Source organism: Micromonospora sp. IBSANI012 (genome assembly GCF_052814045.1).
In genome coordinates, this window is sequence record NZ_CP199933.1 from 3,715,315 (window position 1) to 3,729,938 (window position 14,624).

Genomic DNA, 14,624 nt, shown 5'->3' on the forward strand with positions numbered 1-14,624 from the left:
TCGACCCCGGACCGGGCGTCCGGGCACCGTGACCGGCATGATCACCGACCCGCGCCCGACCGCCCGCTGGTCCCGCGCCTTCCGTCAGTTGTACGCCGTCAGCGTCGTCGGTGGCATCGGCCAGCAGGTGGCCCTGCTGGCCGTCCCGGTGCTCGCCGTCGACGTCCTGCGCGCCACCCCCGGGCAGGTGGGCCTGCTGGGCGTGCTCGGCACCGCGGCCTTCCTGCTGATCGGCCTACCGGCCGGGGTGTGGGTGGACCGGGCCGACCGCCGGACCGTCATGATCTTCGCGGATCTCGTCCGGTCCGTGCTGTTCGCCTCGGTCCCGGTGGCCTGGTGGGCCGGTTGGCTGACCATCGGGCAGCTCTACCTCGTGGTCCTGCTCGCCGGGGCCGGCACGGTCTTCTTCGACGTCGCCGAGCAGAGCTACCTGCCGGCGGTGGTCGGCCGGGAGCGGCTGGTGGCGGCGAACTCGCTGCTGGTGAGCACCGGCGCGACCATCCAGATCGGTGGGCGGGCCCTCGGCGGATTCCTGGTGCAGCTGCTCAGCGCGCCGGTGGCATTGGTGCTCAACGCCCTCGCGTACCTGGTCTCCGCGCTGGTCCTGGCCCGGCTGCGACCGGACGCCGCGCCGGCGCGGCAGGCCGGCCGGCGCGACGGCTTCGGCCGCCAACTCGCCGAGGGGGTACGGCACGTGCTGGGCAACCCGCTGCTGCGGCCGCTGGTGCTCTCGCTGGCGAGCATCAACCTCACGGTCAACCTGATGACCACCATGCTGCCGGTGGTCTTCCTCCGCGAGCTGGGGCTCGGCGCCGGGGAGCTCGGGCTGTTCCTCGGCGCCGGCGGTGTCGGGGCGCTGCTCGGTGCGGTGACCGCCCGGCCGCTGGCGGACCGGATCGGCCACGGTCGGGCGCTCTGGCTGCCCGGGCTGATCGTGGCGCCGCTGGGCGCGCTGGTGCCGCTGCTGGACACCGGTCCGGCGCTCTGGCTGGCCGGGTTCGGCTGGCTGGCCATCGCCTGGCGCACCGGGATCGGCAACGTCATCGGGGTGAGCCTGCGCCAGCGCTGCACCCCGGACGCGCTGCTCGGGCGGATGAACGCGGTGTTCCGCTTCCTGCTGTTCGGCGCGATCGCGGTCGGCGCCGCCCTCTCCGGCCTGCTCGGCCAGTACGCCGGTGTCCGCACGGCGCTCTGGCTCGGCGCCGCGGGTGCCGCGCTGACCTGGCTGCCGATCTTCTGCTCCCCGCTGCGCGCCCTCGCCGAGCCGCCGACGCTGGCGTCACCGCAGGGCCCGGCGACCGTGGCGGACGCCTCCGCACCGCCGGCCCGGACCGGCCGTTGAGGACTGTTACCCCGCTGTTACGCCCCGGTGGGACGGCTGTGGCGGATCGGCCCGACCGTCGAACCCGAACCGGTCCACCGAACGGGCCGGGACGGAACAGGCAGGGAGGACACCATGCGATCCAAGAGGACACTGGGGGCGGTGGCGGCAGTCATGCTCGCCGTCCTGCTCACCGCCGCCACGGCGGCCACCGCGGGGGCGCGGCCCACGACCACCGGCACGCAGGTCGCGCCCCGGGCGGTCACCGGCGCGCCGTACTGCGGGATCACCTGGGGCAGCCTGGAGAAGACGACCGGCCCGCTCAGCAGCGCCCCGCTGACCCAGGTGCGTACCGGTCGGCACGACTGCTACGACCGGGTGGTGTTCGAGTTCGCCGGCCCGGTGAGCGGCTACTCGGTCGCCTACGGCGAGACCTGGACCGAGGGCGAGGGGCTGGCGCTGTCGCCGTACACCGCCGGGGACGCGCTGCTGCGGGTGTCGCTGCGGGCGCCGGCGTACAACGACCAGCACGTCGCCACCGTCCCGTACCGGGTCGGCGAGCACGCCGCGAACGTGCTGCGCTACTCGACGCTGCGCGACGTCGTCTTCGGCGGCAGCTTCGAGGGCTACACCACCTTCGCCGTCGGGGTGCGGGCCCGGCTGCCGTTCCGGGTGTTCGTGCTCGCCGGCCCCGGCACGCACAGCCGGATCGTGCTGGACGTCGCGCACCAGTGGCAGGAATGACCAGCCGTCGGGGCGGGGGTCCGGCGTCGACCGGCCCCCCGTCACCGGCCGTTGCGGCAGGACCGTCCGATGACCTCCCGGGGCTACCCTGAGGGCGTCATGGACGGCCGCGTGCTGCTGGTCGAGGACGATGCCTCCATCAGGGAGGTCACCGCCCTCGGTCTGCGGCGGGCCGGCTTCCGGGTCAGCACCGCGGTCGACGGCCGCGCCGCGCTGGCCGCCTGGCGGGCCCAGCCGGTCGACCTGGTGGTCCTCGACGTGATGCTGCCCGGCCTCGACGGGCTGGAGGTGTGCCGGGAGATCCGGCGCACCAGCTCGGTGCCGATCCTGATGCTCACCGCGCGCACCGACACCATCGACGTGGTCGTCGGGCTGGAGTGCGGCGCGGACGACTACCTGCGCAAGCCGTTCGACCTGCCGGAGCTCGTCGCGCGGGTACGCGCCGGGTTGCGCCGGGCCAGCGCCGTCGTCGAGGAGACCATCCTGACCGTCGGCGGGCTGGAGATCGACCCGAACCGGTTCGTCGTCCGCAAGGCCGGCCGGGAGCTGACCCTGACCGCCACCGAGTTCCGACTGCTGTTGGAGCTGGCCCGCCGGCCCGGCCAGGTGTTCACCCGCGAGCTGCTGCTGGACCGGGTGTGGAACCACTCCCACCTCGGCGACTCCCGACTGGTCGACGTGGCGGTGCAGCGGCTGCGGGCCAAGGTGGAGGACGATCCCGCCGAGCCCCGGCTGGTCCGCACGGTGCGCGGGGTCGGCTACAAGCTCGCCACGGCATGACGGGAGGATGGCGCGATGGCCACGGGCGCCGTACCGCCGGGTCGGCTCCGCCGCCGGTTGACGGTGGCGTTCGTGCTGGTCGCCGGGGTCTCCGCCGGGGTGCTCGCCGGCGGGTCGTACCTGATGCTGCGGCAGGCCCGGCTGGACGGCTCGGTGCAGCGGGCGGCGGCCGACGCCCGCTACCAGCTCGTCCTGGCCGGGCAGTTCGTGCCGCTGACCGACACCCGCCGCGCCGAACTGCTGACCAGCTTCGAGGGCAGCGGCCGGCACGTGCTGCTGGTCGCCGGTGACACCCGCGCCTCCCACCCCTCGTACGCCCCCACCCCCGGCCCGCAACTGCGGGCCGCCGTCGCCGACGGGCAGCTCGGCTACGAGCGGCTGGACGGCACCGGCGGACGGCACCTGCTGGTGGTCGGCGGACGGATCCCCGGCTCGACCGCCGAGCTGTACGCCGTCACCGACGAGAGCGACCTGGTCGGCGGGCTGGACCAGCTGCGCACCGCGCTGGCGGTCGGCTGGTTGGCGGTGGTGGCGCTCGCCGCGGGCGTCGGGCACTCCCTGGCCCGGCGCACCCTCGAACCGGTGGGCCGGGCCAGCCGGGCCGCCCGGGCCGTGGCGGAGGGACTGCTGGCGACCCGGCTGCCGGTGCGCGGCCGGGACGAGTTCAGCGACTGGGCCGCCGCGTTCAACGACATGGCGCAGGCGCTCCAGACGAAGATCGACGACCTGTCCCGGGCCGAGGCCCGGGAGCGGCGGTTCACCGCCGACGTCGCGCACGAGCTGCGTACCCCGGTCACCGCCCTGGTGGCGGCGGCCTCGCTGCTGGCCGACCGGCTCGACACGCTGCCCGACGACTCCCGCCGCGCCGCCGAGCTGCTGGTCGCCGACGTGGTACGGCTGCGCACGCTGGTCGAGGAGCTGATGGAGATCTCCCGGCTGGACGCCGGCCGGGAGGCGGTCAGCCTGACGTCGGTGACCGCCCTCGCCCCGCTGCGCGACCTGGTCGCGGCGCACGGCTGGGCCGGCCGGGTCGTCGTCACCGGCGACGAGGCCGTCCTGCGCACCGACCCGCGCCGGCTGGAACGGGTGCTGGCCAACCTGGTCGGCAACGCCGTCACGCACGGCCACGGCGAGGTCCGCGCGAGCGTGACCCGCGCCGGCCCGCTGCTCGTGTACGAGGTGAGCGACCAGGGGCCGGGGATCGCCGCCGAGCACCTGCCGCACGTGTTCGACCGCTTCTACAAGGCCGACCCGGCGCGCTCCGGTCGGGGCAGCGGGCTCGGCCTGGCCATCGCCCGGGAGAACGCCCGACTGCTCGGCGGCCGGCTCACGGTCCGCAGCACCCCCGGCGTCGGCACCACGTTCCAGCTGGCGCTGCCGGTGACCCCGCCCGACGCCGACCCGGGAGGAGACCCGTGAACCGGCTGCCCGCCCTGCTCGCCGCGCTCGCGCTGCTGCTCGCCGGCTGCGCCGACGCCCGCTCGGGCACCCTCGGACCGGCCCCCCGCGCCGCCGCGCCCGGCACCGCCACCGCCCCGGTGACCGCCCCCACCGCCTCGCCGGGCACCCCTACCGGCGTCCCCGGGCCCACCGCCACCCGGTCGACCGCTCCGGTGACACCGCCCCGGACCGGGACGCCGTCGCCGGCCGGCACCGGCAGTGTGACCGTGCAGCTCTGGTTCACCCGGGCCGGGGTGGTGGTGCCGACCCGGCGTACCCGACCCACCACCGTCGCCACCTCGCGGCTGGCGCTGACGGAACTGGCCGCCGGACCCACGTCCGCCGAGGCCGCCGCCGGCCTGGCCACCCTGGTTCCCGCCGGCGTCGAGATGGTCCGGATAGCCGAGGGCACCGCCACCGTCGCCCCGCCCCCGTCGTTCGCCGACACCGACGCCCGGACGCTGCGGTTGCGGCGGGCGCAGGTGGTCTGGACGCTCACCCAGTTCCCCACCGTGCGCCGGGTGGCCTTCGCCGGTAGCGGCGTCGTGCTGGCCCGCACCGACCTCGCCGACCTGCTGGCGCCGATCGTGGTCACCGAGCCGGCGATCGGCCAGCGGGTCGCCGGGCCGGTCACCGTCGCCGGCACCGCCGACGTGTACGAGGCGACCGTCTCGATCCGGATCCTCGACGGCGCCGGCCGGGTGGTCGGCACCGGCTTCACCACCGCCACCTGCGGCAGCGGCTGCCGCGGCGACTACCGCGGCGGGGTCGCCTACCGGTTGGCGACCGCCGGCCCCGGCACGGTCGAGGTGTACGAGGTGTCACCCCGCGACGGCTCCCGGACCCACGTGGTGGTCGTGCCGGTCCTGCTGGCCGCCACCACCTGACCTCGGCACGAAACGGGCTCGTTTCCCGGCCCGACTGCGAGACATCTCATAAAAGTGGATGGCAGCCGAGACCGAGACGGGATTTGAACCCGTGTGTACGGTTTTGCCCCCTGGCCACTCGGGCACTCGGTCGGGTTGGTGGAGCAGTGCCCCCGGCTGGATTCGAACCAGCGCCCCCCAGATTCGGAATCTGGTGCGCTCTCCACTGCGCCACGGGGGCATGAGCAGCGCGGACGGGATTCGAACCCGCAACGTGTCCCGGGTGAAAGCCGGGCGACTCTCCCACTTCGTCCACCGCGCCATTTCGCGTACCCGGGGTGCGATTCGAACGCACACTGTCGGTTTCCTGAAAACCGCGCCTCCTGCCTGATTGGGCTACCCGGGCCTGACCATTGATCAATTCGTGCCCTCGCCGCGATTCGAACGCGGAACCTGCGGCACCTCATGCCGCCGCCTCTTGCCAGTTGGGCCACGAGGGCTCATGCTGCGAGCGGAAGACTCGAACTTCCAACCTCCCGTTCCAGAGACGGGCGTGCTGCCTGTTGCACCAGCTCGCATGGGCTTCCGCTCCCGCTGTGCGGGATGCGGACCGTGCCCCGACCAGGATTCGAACCTGGGATCTTCGGCTTCGTAGACCGGCGCTCTCTCCGCTGAGCCATCGGGGCGTACGACCGGCGCCCGCCCCCCGCGGACGCCGGTCGTGGCCTAACCCTTCACGCAGACCACCTGCTTGAGGTGCGCCACCACCTCGACCAGGTCGTCCTGCTGCGCCATCACCTTGGTGATGTCCTTGTACGCGCCGGGAATCTCGTCAACCACCCCGGCGTCCTTGCGGCACTCCACCCCGGCGGTCTGCCGGACCAGGTCGGCGGTGCTGTACGTCCGCTTCGCCTGCCCCCGCGACATCCGCCGCCCGGCGCCGTGCGACGCCGAGCAGTACGCGTCCGGGTTCCCCTTGCCGCGCACGATGTACGAGCCGGTGCCCATCGACCCCGGGATGATCCCCAGGTCCCCCCGACCGGCCCGGATCGCGCCCTTGCGGGTCACCAGCACGTCCACCCCGTCGTAGCTCTCCTCCGCCACGTAGTTGTGGTGGCAGCTGATCGGCTCGCCGTAGGCGACCTGCGGGAACTGCTCCCGGACCACGCCGCAGAGCAGCGCCAGCATGACCGCCCGGTTGCGCCGCGCGTACTCCTGCGCCCACCAGAGGTCCCGACGGTAGGCGTCCATCTCCGGCGTGCCGGCGAGGAACACCGCCAGGTCGCGGTCGGGCAGGTCGGTGTTGTGCGGCAGCTTCCGCGCCACCCCGATGTGCCGCTCGGCGAGTTCCTTGCCGATGTTGCGGGAGCCGGAGTGCAGCATCAGCCAGACCTGGCCGGCGTCCGGCCCGCCCTGCTCGACGCAGACCTCGATGAAGTGGTTGCCCCCACCGAGGGTGCCCATCTGGTGCTGGGCCCGGCTCTCCAGCTGTGCCACCCGGCGGTCCAGCTCGCCGAACCGCTTCCAGAAGGCGTCCCAGCCGGCCTGCTCCAGGCCCCGGATCCGGCGCGGGTCGACCGGGTCGGCCCGCTTGGCGAAGCCGACCGGGACGGCCGCCTCGATCGCCGCGCGCAGCGGCGCCAGGTCGTCCGGCAGGTCGGCCGCGGTGAGCGAGGTACGCACCGCGGACATCCCGCAGCCGATGTCCACGCCGACCGCCGCGGGCGAGACGGCCTGCCGCATGGCGATGACGGAGCCGACCGTGGCGCCCTTGCCGAAGTGCACGTCGGGCATGACCGCGACGCCCTGCACCCAGGGCAGCGCGCCGATGTTGCGCAGCTGCTGCGCGGCCTGCGGCTCGATGCCGTACGGGTCGGTCCAGACCCGTACCGGCGCCCGGGTCCCCGGCAGCGGGGTGAATGCCATCGTCGTCTCCTGGTGTCGTGGGGTGCCGCCCCGGGTGGGGGCGGCGGAAAGCTCGTGGACCGCCCGGGAATCGAACCCGGCGGGAGTGGCTTGCAAGGCCTCTCTGCGCCCCAGCGCGCAGCCCGTGTCCAGCTCCGTGCCCGTGTCCCTGTGTGGGACGGGCGGCTTCCGAGCGGCTGGCCGGATTCGAACCGGCGATCTTCGCCATGGCAAGGCGACGCGCTACCACTGCGCCACAACCGCGTGTCGTCACTACGTAGGCCGTACGGGGCTCGAACCCGTAACCTCCCGGCTGAGAACCGGGTGAGCTGCCAGCTTGCTCCAACGGCCCGCGCGGGGTGCTGGTCGCACCCCGTGTCGTATCCCCGGCCGACGCGCTCGCGGCGCCGGCCGGGGTTCGTACTCATGCCATCCACTGTGGAGTTGAGAAGAAGCGACGTCGCCGGCGGTGCCGGGACATGAGGCAGGGGTGACAGGACTCGAACCTGCAACCGTCGGGTTTGGAATCCGGTGCTCTTCCGGTTGAGCTACACCCCTCGGACGGGCGCCGGGTGACGAAAAAGCCGCCCGGTCCCCGGTGGGGTGGGCGGCTGCGCTGTCGCGCTGGCGCTATCCGCGCCGCCACCCTCGTCGCCAGCCACACCGGCCCTGGAGCAGGCCCCGGGCTCGTTCGCCCGCGGGCAGCATGGCACCGCCGCGCGGCATGGACCGCGTGGTCTCGGTGCTGGTCTGCTGCTGCACGGCGGGCTCCCCGGAGTGATCGGTGTGACGTTGCGGCATTGACGGTAGGCGAGGCCTCCCGGGGCCCGCAACGGATATTCCGAGAATCCTTCGGCGGCTGCCGAACGATTCCGCCGCTACCGTCGCAGCCCGATGCGAGGAAGGGGACGTCGATGGGGCTGGCGGAGCAGGTGGCCGAACGCTTTCGGGAGGTCAACGGGGACCATCCGATGACTGCGGCCGACGACGCGTACGTCGACGCGCAGTTCGTCGTCCTCGAGGAGCTCTGCGCGGCGCACGGGCGCGACGTCGACGCCGTACGCCGGCTGATGCTGGACCGGCGGTTGCCGCTGCCGGGCTACCTGCGCTCGGACGGCGCACAGATGGTGCCGGCGGACCTGTTCTCGCTGGCCGACCGGGCGGGCGGGCCGGCGGCGCTGCGCGCCTGGTTCACCGCGCACTGGGCTGACCCGAGACAGGGCGCGGCGGAGTGGGACGCCTACCTCAGCGGCCGGTACGTGTGCCTGCGGTCGGTGACACCGGAGACGATCCGGCGCAAGGACGCGCTGACCGCGGCGATCCGCGCGACGGTGGACCGGCCGGAGCCCGGCGCGGGGTGGGCGCGACGGCTGCACGCGCTGGTGGACGAGTTGGACGCGCTGGAGCCGGCCTTCACCGGCTACGACCGGCTGCGCTTCGGCGGCCCGACCTCCCGGGACAGCTGTGTCGACGCGGTGCGGGCGCGCTTTCCCCGGCCGCCGGCCGGCGGGTGCGCGCCCGGCCCGGCCGGCTCAGCGGGGTGATCGCAGGACCTCGTCGCGGACGAGCCGGACCAGGCCGGGCTTCACGGCGGTGGTGGCCACCCCCATCGCCCGGCGCGGGAAGCGCCGCTCGTCCAACTCGCGCAGCATGGCGGCGGCAAGGTCGGCCCGGGCGGTGAACACACCGTCGGCGCTGCCGTCGGCGACGAGATGGTCGGTGACCGTGGGATGTTCGAAGAGGCCGGACGGGCGGACGACCGTCCAGTCCAGGTCGCTGGCCCGGACCACCTCCTCCATCCGCCGCATGTCCTGGTGCACCTGCCGGACCAGCACCCGGTTGACGTACGGGTCGAGGACGTGGTTGAAGAAGAACGCGTTGCTGGGTCGCCAGCCGGGGTCCAGCACGCTGGAGCTGACCACCATGAGCCGCCGTACGCCGTGGCGTCGCATCGCGGTGACGACGGCGGTGGCCGCCGCCGAGTAGGTGGTGACCGGTTTCCGGCTGGGCGTGACGCCGAGCGCGGAGAGCACGGCGTCGGCGCCGGCGACCGCCGGTGCGATCGCGGCGGGGTCGGTGGCGTCGGCGGCCACCACGGTGAGGTGGTCGTGCCGGGGCAGTCCCCGGGGGCGGCGGCTCACCGCCGTGACGTGATGGCCGGCGGCGAGGGCCTGGCCGGTGAGCTGCCGGCCGGTGGGTCCGCTGGCGCCGATGACGACGATGCGCATGTGTCCACTCCTCCTCCGGGACCCGGGCGGTCCGGGTCGCTCGGTACGCGTTGACACTGCGGGTCAAGGGCGGCATGTTCAACGGTGATGAATAAATCCCGAGGACGCCCACGCGGCAATCCGCCGACCCGCGCGCGCATCGCGGAGGCGGCGCGGACGCTGTTCCTGGAACGGGGCTACCAGGGCTCCACGCTGCGGGCGGTGGCCGCCGCGGCCGGCGTCGACCAGGCCCTCGTCAGTTACCACTTCGGTTCCAAGCAGGGCCTGTTCGGCGAGGTGATGCGGGTGCACTGCGCGCAGTCCCGGGCGCTGGCCGAGGCGCTGCCGGGCGACCCGGCCGGGCTGGCCGACCGGCTGCTGCAGGCGGTGGTGACCCTGTGGGACGACACCTCCGCCACGGACGAGCCGACGCCGGACGACCAACTGCTCGGCCTGGTGCGCGAGTACCTGGACCGGGAGGTGCTGGTCCGGCTCGCTGAATTCCTCGGCGGCCCCGACGCGACCGAACGCGCCACCGCGGCGGTCACCGTGATCGGCGGGCTGATCTACACGCGGTACCTCAATCCGCTCTCGGCCGCGTCCGGCCTGTCCGCCGCCGACGTTCGGCGGATCCTCGGTCCGGCACTGCGCGCGGCGCTGGCGCCCCGGCACCGGTCCGGCCGTCTCCGGCCGCCCGTGCGCGGCGCGACGGGGCACCCGCTCAGCCGGGAATCGCGTTCCCTGCCGGTGGGGTGAGCAGGCGGCGCATCACCGACGCCGGCAGTGCCGGGTTGGCCGCCGCGGCCTCCACCACCGCCGGGTGGTGGAGGTCGGTCCCGCAGGTCGACGGGGAGGGCCCGGTTACGGGCCAGCCCGGCCAGCGCCTCGTCCGTCACCCGTCACCCGTCACCCTTCGGTCATGATCGCTTCGCGAGCATCTCGAGGTAGTGCGGGTTGGTCATCACGCCCAGCACGTTTCCGAACGGGTCCACCACCGACGCCGTGACGAACCCGGCACCGCGCTCCCGGACCGGGTCGTGCTCGCGGGCACCGGCCGCCAGCAACCGGGCCACGGTGGCCGGCAGGTCGTCGACGTGCCAGTAGACGATCGCCCCGCCCGGCCCGGTCGTCGCGCCGGGCGGGGCGAATCGGCTGTCGATCAGGCCGAGTTCGTGCTGGTGGTCGCCGAGGCGGAACTCGTAGTACCCGGGCCGCCCGTCGGCGCCGGCCCGCTCGAAGTACGGCTCGACGCCGAGCAGGTCCGCGTACCAGGTCTTCGCGGCCGGCAGGTCGTCGGCCCAGAAGCTGACGGTGGCGATGCCTCGCAGCATGGTGGTTCCTCTCCTCGATCGGTTCCTCGCCACGCACGCTACGAGGGATTGCGGAAGGTGCGGTTCCGCAATGGCGGGCAGACTGTCCGGCATGGTGGAGACGTCGGTGCGGTTGCTGCGGTTGCTGTCGCTGCTCCAGTCCGGGCGGGACTGGCCCGGTGGCGAACTGGCCGCCCGGCTGGGCGTGACCACGCGGACGGTGCGCGCCGACATGGAGCGGCTGCGCGCCCTCGGCTACCGGGTGGACTCCCGGCCGGGGGCAGCGGGCGGCTACCGGCTCGGGCGGGGCAGCGCCCTGCCGCCGCTGCTGCTCGACGACGAGGAGGCGGTGGCGGTCGCCGTCGGCCTGCGGGCCGCCGCGGCGGGCACGGTCACCGGCATCGAGGAGATCTCGCTGCGGGCGTTGGCCAAGCTGGAGCAGTCGCTGCCGTCCCGGCTGCGGCACCGGGTGGACGCGCTGCGGACGGCCACGGTCTCGGCGGCCGGGGGCGGTCCGACGGTGCCGGCGGCGACGCTGACCGAGGTCGCGGCGGCGATCCACCGGCGGGAGCGGCTGCGCTTCGACTACGTCCGCCGCGACGGTGCCGACAGCCGGCGGGAGGTCGAGCCGCACCGGCTGGTCTACACCGGACACCGCTGGTACCTGCTGGCCTGGGACCCGCAGCGGGCCGACTGGCGGACGTTCCGCGCGGACCGGATCCGCCCGCGATCGCCCAACGGTCCGCGCTTCGCGCCCCGGGAGGTGCCCGAGGCCGAGGTCGACTGGCGGGTGCGGCGGGGCGTCGGCTCCGTCGCGTGGCGGCACCCCGCCCGGGTACGGCTGCACGCGCCGGCGGCCGTGGTCGCCGCGCTGCTCACCCCCGCGGCCGGCCTGCTGGAGCCGCTGGACGAGGGCACCTGTCTGCTGGAGACGGGCGGGAACTCGCTGCCCGAACTGGCCGGCTTCCTGGGCAGCCTGGACGTCGACTTCGACGTGCTCGACCCGCCGGAGCTGCGGGAACTGCTCGCCAGGCTGGCCGCCCGCTACGCGGCGGCGGCCGCCGGCGCCGGGCTGCTCCACGGCACTGTCGACACGAGCGACGGCGGCCGGCTCAGCGGACGATCTTGAACTGGAACCTCGGGGTGTTCAAGGTGCCCATCAGGCGCAGCCAGACCGGCAGCACCATCTCGGTGCCCCGGGCGCCGGTGATGTCGCCGAGATCGATGATGTCGGTGTGCCCGAAGCTCTCCAGCAGCGTGGTCACGGTCCGCTTGGCGTCCGCGTCGTTGCCGGCGACGAAGACGGTGTGCTCGCCACCGGCGAGCGCCTTCGGGTCGACCATCAGCTCGGCGGTGAGGGTGTTGAGGGCCTTGACCACCTTCAGCTCCGGGTACGCGGCCTGGATCCGCTCGCCGAGGGAGTCGGTGTCGAAGACGAACAGGCTGGGCGGGAAGCCCCGGGAGAAGTCGAGCGGGTTGGAGATGTCGAGCAGCACCTTGCCGGCCAGGCGCTCCGCGCCGGCGGCGGCGAGCGCGTCCAGCGACACCGCGCCGGAGGTGGCGTTGACGACCAGCTCGGCGCCGGCGACCGCCTCGGCGAAGGTGGTCAGGCCGACCTGCGGGTGGGCCTGCGCCCACCGGGGGTAGGGCGGGTTGCCCATGCCGTCGGGGTCGGTGCGGGCGAGGGTGGCGGCGACGTCCCGGGTGCCGACCGCGACCTCGTGGCCGAGCTGCGCCAGCCGTCCCGCCAAAGCCTGCCCGACCATGCCGGTGCCCAGTACCGCGATCTTCATCGTGCGCTCCTGCCGTTGTCGAAAGCCGGCCGCCCGGCCGATGACGAAGCTAACAGACAGGTCTGTCTACCCACAAGGGACCTCCGGACAAAGACCGCGCCGCCACCACACCGTCCGGGTGGACAGACCAGTCGGTATGCTGGCTGACCAGCAGCGACGGAGGTGGTGACGATGGCGGCGACCGGCTCGACGGCGGGGGCGCGGCAGTGCGCGCGCGACCGCATCCTGGACACTGCCTTCCGGCTCTTCTACGCCCACGGCCCGCGCGGCGTCGGGGTGGACACGGTGATCGCCGAGTCCGGGGTGGCCAAGGCGACCCTCTACAAGCACTTCCCGCGCAAGGACGACCTCGTCCTGGCGTACCTCGACAAGGTGGACCAGGCCTGGTTCGGCGCGCTGCGCGCCGCCGCCCGAGAAGCCGGCGACGACCCCCGCGACCAACTGGTCGGGATGTTCGACGCGCTGGGCTCGGCGTGCCGGCGGGAGGGATACCACGGCTGCGCGTTCATCAACACCGCCGCGGAGAGCCAGCCCGGCAGCGACGTGCACGCCCGCACGGTGGAGCACAAGGCCGTGGTCCGGGCCTGGGTCACCGACCTGGCCCGCCGGGCCGGCGCCGCCCACCCCGACCGACTGGCCCGGCAGCTAACCCTGCTGCTCGACGGCGGGCTGGCCGCCGGGGTCCTCGACGCCGACCCCGCCGCGCCGGCGGCGGCCCGGGCGGCCGCCGAGGCCGTCGTCGCGGCCGCCTGCCCGCCGCGTCGAGCCGACTGAGCCGGCCGACCGGGCGTCACCCACCACCGGGCCGACGGCCCCGGCACGTCGGGCGGCGGCGGTGGAATGGCCGGCGGCGGCGCGTAGCATCCACGCCCATGGCGCGGATCCGCTGTGACTTCTTCTCCGAGGCGCTGGGCATGGGTACGTCGATGACGGTGCTCCTGCCGGAGCGCACCTCGACGCAGATCGGCATGGACGGCGCCGCGCCGGCCGGCGATCCGCCGGTGCTCTACCTCCTGCACGGCCTGACCGACGACGACACCATCTGGACCCGGCGCACCGCGATCGAGCGGTACGTCGCGCCGCTCGGCCTGGCCGTGGTGATGCCCCAGGCGGGGCGGAGCTTCTACGCCGACGAGGAACACGGCAACCGCTACTGGACGTTCCTCACCGAGGAACTGCCGCAGGTGTGCCGGTCGTTCTTCCGGCTCTCCGAGCGCCGGGAGGACACCTTCGTCGCGGGCCTGTCGATGGGCGGGTACGGCGCGGTGAAGTGGGCGCTGCGCCGACCGGACCGGTTCGCCGCCGCCGCCAGCCTCTCCGGGGCGCTGAACGTGGCCCACCGGCGGGACCACCCGACCCGGCCGGTCGATCCGGGCGTGTGGCACACCGTCTGGGGTGACCGGGACGTGCCGGGCGGCGACGACGACACGGTGGCGCTGCTCGGCCGGGCCGGCGCCGACCTGCCGGCGCTCTACGTCGCCTGCGGCACCGAGGACTTCCTCCACGAGGACAACGTGCGCTTCGTCGAGGCGGCACGGGCCCGGGACGTCCCGGTCACCGTGGACTTCTCCCCCGGCGATCACGACTGGGCGTACTGGGACGACAAGATCCGCGACGTGCTGGCCTGGCTGCCGCTGCCCGGCGCGGCACCGACCGGTGCCGAGGCCCCGCCGGCGGGCAGCGCCCGGCACTGAGCCGGGACGCCGCACCGGCGACGGCGGGGCAGCAGGACGGTCACGCCCCGACGGAGCCGTCGATGCCCTCGCGGAGGAAGTCGGCGTGGCCGTTGTGCCGGGCGTACTCGTGGATCATGTGCAGCATCACCAGCCGCAGCGAGACGTCCTCACCCCACCGCGCCTGGTGCCCGGTGACGTCGAGAGACTCGGCCTCCCGCTCGATCCGGCGGGCGTGCTCCACCTCCCGCTGCCACACCTCGAACGCGTCCGCGCCGGTCGAGCCGGTCGGGTCGTACGCCTCCTGGAAGTCGCCCGTCTCCGACCAGATCAGCGGCACGTCCTCGGCGTCGATCACCCGCCGGAACCAGGTCCGCTCCACTTCGGCCAGGTGCCGCAGCAGGCCGAGCAGCGTCAGCGTCGAGGGCGGCATGGACCGACGCCGCAGTTCCTCGTCGGACAGCCCCTGGCACTTCATCACCAGGGTCGCCCGGTGGAAGTCGAGGAACGCGCGCAGCGTCTCCCGCTCCCCGGCGCGCAGCGGCGGGCCGATCCGTTCCATCTCCACAACGGCTCCTCGGACGC

General features: G+C 74.2%; 15 protein-coding genes and 10 tRNA genes. 10 read left to right on the plus strand and 15 right to left on the minus strand.

Annotation, left to right across the window (positions count from 1 at the left end):
• The first annotated feature begins 37 nt into the window (after window positions 1-37).
• The 5 genes from ACTWM8_RS17095 (at window position 38) to ACTWM8_RS17115 (ending at window position 5,172) form a co-directional block, all read left to right on the plus strand.
• Window positions 38-1,342 (plus strand): MFS transporter, encoded by a 1,305-nt coding sequence (locus ACTWM8_RS17095; protein ID WP_446209898.1) that lies wholly within the window; start codon window positions 38-40, stop codon window positions 1,340-1,342.
• Between the two features lie 114 nt (window positions 1,343-1,456).
• Complete coding sequence (locus ACTWM8_RS17100; protein ID WP_446209899.1) at window positions 1,457-2,065, plus strand: AMIN-like domain-containing (lipo)protein; 609 nt, start codon at window positions 1,457-1,459, stop codon at window positions 2,063-2,065.
• A gap of 99 nt (window positions 2,066-2,164) precedes the next feature.
• Window positions 2,165-2,845, plus strand: a complete 681-nt coding sequence (locus ACTWM8_RS17105) for a response regulator (protein ID WP_446209900.1) — start codon at window positions 2,165-2,167, stop codon at window positions 2,843-2,845.
• Between the two features lie 15 nt (window positions 2,846-2,860).
• Window positions 2,861-4,264, plus strand: a complete 1,404-nt coding sequence (locus tag ACTWM8_RS17110) for an ATP-binding protein (protein WP_446209901.1) — start codon at window positions 2,861-2,863, stop codon at window positions 4,262-4,264.
• Entirely contained in the window at window positions 4,261-5,172 is a 912-nt protein-coding gene (locus ACTWM8_RS17115; RefSeq protein WP_446209902.1) for a Gmad2 immunoglobulin-like domain-containing protein, read from the plus strand. Before ACTWM8_RS17110 ends, ACTWM8_RS17115 begins: the two co-directional genes overlap by 4 nt.
• Before the next feature lie 68 nt (window positions 5,173-5,240).
• On the opposite strand, the gene ACTWM8_RS17120 is transcribed toward ACTWM8_RS17115, so the two are convergent.
• From ACTWM8_RS17120 to ACTWM8_RS17170, 11 genes are all read right to left on the minus strand, one after another.
• Window positions 5,241-5,304: transfer RNA gene (locus ACTWM8_RS17120), tRNA-OTHER, on the minus strand.
• Between the two features lie 15 nt (window positions 5,305-5,319).
• A tRNA-Arg gene (locus ACTWM8_RS17125) sits at window positions 5,320-5,392 on the minus strand.
• A gap of 5 nt (window positions 5,393-5,397) precedes the next feature.
• Window positions 5,398-5,473: transfer RNA gene (locus tag ACTWM8_RS17130), tRNA-Glu, on the minus strand.
• Between the two features lie 8 nt (window positions 5,474-5,481).
• Window positions 5,482-5,557, minus strand: a tRNA-Leu gene (locus ACTWM8_RS17135).
• A gap of 19 nt (window positions 5,558-5,576) precedes the next feature.
• Window positions 5,577-5,651: transfer RNA gene (locus tag ACTWM8_RS17140), tRNA-Leu, on the minus strand.
• Window positions 5,652-5,656: 5 nt separating this feature from the next.
• Window positions 5,657-5,729 (minus strand) — tRNA-Gln (locus ACTWM8_RS17145).
• 35 nt (window positions 5,730-5,764) lie between these two features.
• Window positions 5,765-5,837 (minus strand) — tRNA-Arg (locus tag ACTWM8_RS17150).
• Between the two features lie 40 nt (window positions 5,838-5,877).
• Window positions 5,878-7,077: an RtcB family protein gene (locus ACTWM8_RS17155; protein WP_154936584.1), complete on the minus strand. Its 1,200-nt coding sequence runs from the start codon at window positions 7,075-7,077 to the stop codon at window positions 5,878-5,880.
• Between the two features lie 171 nt (window positions 7,078-7,248).
• A tRNA-Gly gene (locus ACTWM8_RS17160) sits at window positions 7,249-7,320 on the minus strand.
• Window positions 7,321-7,334: 14 nt separating this feature from the next.
• Window positions 7,335-7,408 (minus strand) — tRNA-Glu (locus tag ACTWM8_RS17165).
• A 133-nt stretch (window positions 7,409-7,541) separates the two neighbouring features.
• A tRNA-Trp gene (locus ACTWM8_RS17170) sits at window positions 7,542-7,614 on the minus strand.
• A gap of 356 nt (window positions 7,615-7,970) precedes the next feature.
• Here ACTWM8_RS17170 and ACTWM8_RS17175 point away from each other — a divergent pair.
• Complete coding sequence (locus tag ACTWM8_RS17175) at window positions 7,971-8,600, plus strand: DUF6058 family natural product biosynthesis protein (RefSeq protein WP_446209903.1); 630 nt, start codon at window positions 7,971-7,973, stop codon at window positions 8,598-8,600.
• Here the strand turns inward: ACTWM8_RS17175 and ACTWM8_RS17180 are convergent.
• On the minus strand, window positions 8,589-9,284 hold the full coding sequence (locus ACTWM8_RS17180; RefSeq protein ID WP_446209904.1) for an NAD(P)-dependent oxidoreductase: 696 nt from the start codon (window positions 9,282-9,284) through the stop codon (window positions 8,589-8,591). The genes ACTWM8_RS17175 and ACTWM8_RS17180 overlap by 12 nt on opposite strands.
• 87 nt (window positions 9,285-9,371) lie before the next feature.
• On the opposite strand from ACTWM8_RS17180, the gene ACTWM8_RS17185 reads away from it, so the two are divergent.
• Window positions 9,372-10,019, plus strand: a complete 648-nt coding sequence (locus tag ACTWM8_RS17185; protein WP_446209905.1) for a TetR/AcrR family transcriptional regulator — start codon at window positions 9,372-9,374, stop codon at window positions 10,017-10,019.
• Between the two features lie 161 nt (window positions 10,020-10,180).
• Here the strand turns inward: ACTWM8_RS17185 and ACTWM8_RS17190 are convergent, their stop codons facing one another.
• Window positions 10,181-10,594: a VOC family protein gene (locus tag ACTWM8_RS17190; protein ID WP_446209906.1), complete on the minus strand. Its 414-nt coding sequence runs from the start codon at window positions 10,592-10,594 to the stop codon at window positions 10,181-10,183.
• A gap of 91 nt (window positions 10,595-10,685) precedes the next feature.
• Here ACTWM8_RS17190 and ACTWM8_RS17195 point away from each other — a divergent pair, with 91 nt between their 5' ends.
• Complete coding sequence (locus ACTWM8_RS17195; protein WP_446214581.1) at window positions 10,686-11,702, plus strand: helix-turn-helix transcriptional regulator; 1,017 nt, start codon at window positions 10,686-10,688, stop codon at window positions 11,700-11,702.
• Here the strand turns inward: ACTWM8_RS17195 and ACTWM8_RS17200 are convergent.
• Window positions 11,686-12,366 carry an NADPH-dependent F420 reductase gene (locus ACTWM8_RS17200; protein WP_446209907.1) on the minus strand — a complete coding sequence of 227 codons (681 nt, stop codon included), beginning with the start codon at window positions 12,364-12,366 and terminating at the stop codon, window positions 11,686-11,688. The two genes, ACTWM8_RS17195 and ACTWM8_RS17200, sit on opposite strands and share 17 nt — an antisense overlap.
• Before the next feature lie 171 nt (window positions 12,367-12,537).
• Here ACTWM8_RS17200 and ACTWM8_RS17205 point away from each other — a divergent pair, with 171 nt between their 5' ends.
• The gene (locus tag ACTWM8_RS17205; protein ID WP_446209908.1) at window positions 12,538-13,140 is read left to right on the plus strand and encodes a TetR/AcrR family transcriptional regulator; all 603 of its coding nucleotides are present in this window, start codon (window positions 12,538-12,540) and stop codon (window positions 13,138-13,140) included.
• Between the two features lie 98 nt (window positions 13,141-13,238).
• Window positions 13,239-14,060 (plus strand): alpha/beta hydrolase, encoded by an 822-nt coding sequence (locus ACTWM8_RS17210; RefSeq protein WP_446209909.1) that lies wholly within the window; start codon window positions 13,239-13,241, stop codon window positions 14,058-14,060.
• Between the two features lie 40 nt (window positions 14,061-14,100).
• On the opposite strand, the gene ACTWM8_RS17215 is transcribed toward ACTWM8_RS17210, so the two are convergent.
• On the minus strand, window positions 14,101-14,601 hold the full coding sequence (locus tag ACTWM8_RS17215) for a DinB family protein (RefSeq protein WP_446214582.1): 501 nt from the start codon (window positions 14,599-14,601) through the stop codon (window positions 14,101-14,103).
• Window positions 14,602-14,624 lie beyond the last annotated feature (23 nt).

Coding starts and splice junctions, on each gene's coding strand:
- ACTWM8_RS17110 (WP_446209901.1), top strand. CDS start 2,861: ATGGCCACGGGCGCCGTACCGCCGGGTCGGCTCCGCCGCCGGTTGACG.
- ACTWM8_RS17215 (WP_446214582.1), bottom strand. CDS start 14,601: ATGGAACGGATCGGCCCGCCGCTGCGCGCCGGGGAGCGGGAGACGCTG.
- ACTWM8_RS17190 (WP_446209906.1), bottom strand. CDS start 10,594: ATGCTGCGAGGCATCGCCACCGTCAGCTTCTGGGCCGACGACCTGCCG.
- ACTWM8_RS17205 (WP_446209908.1), top strand. CDS start 12,538: ATGGCGGCGACCGGCTCGACGGCGGGGGCGCGGCAGTGCGCGCGCGAC.
- ACTWM8_RS17175 (WP_446209903.1), top strand. CDS start 7,971: ATGGGGCTGGCGGAGCAGGTGGCCGAACGCTTTCGGGAGGTCAACGGG.
- ACTWM8_RS17155 (WP_154936584.1), bottom strand. CDS start 7,077: ATGGCATTCACCCCGCTGCCGGGGACCCGGGCGCCGGTACGGGTCTGG.
- ACTWM8_RS17195 (WP_446214581.1), top strand. CDS start 10,686: ATGGTGGAGACGTCGGTGCGGTTGCTGCGGTTGCTGTCGCTGCTCCAG.
- ACTWM8_RS17095 (WP_446209898.1), top strand. CDS start 38: ATGATCACCGACCCGCGCCCGACCGCCCGCTGGTCCCGCGCCTTCCGT.
- ACTWM8_RS17100 (WP_446209899.1), top strand. CDS start 1,457: ATGCGATCCAAGAGGACACTGGGGGCGGTGGCGGCAGTCATGCTCGCC.
- ACTWM8_RS17180 (WP_446209904.1), bottom strand. CDS start 9,284: ATGCGCATCGTCGTCATCGGCGCCAGCGGACCCACCGGCCGGCAGCTC.
- ACTWM8_RS17185 (WP_446209905.1), top strand. CDS start 9,372: ATGAATAAATCCCGAGGACGCCCACGCGGCAATCCGCCGACCCGCGCG.
- ACTWM8_RS17210 (WP_446209909.1), top strand. CDS start 13,239: ATGGCGCGGATCCGCTGTGACTTCTTCTCCGAGGCGCTGGGCATGGGT.
- ACTWM8_RS17105 (WP_446209900.1), top strand. CDS start 2,165: ATGGACGGCCGCGTGCTGCTGGTCGAGGACGATGCCTCCATCAGGGAG.
- ACTWM8_RS17200 (WP_446209907.1), bottom strand. CDS start 12,366: ATGAAGATCGCGGTACTGGGCACCGGCATGGTCGGGCAGGCTTTGGCG.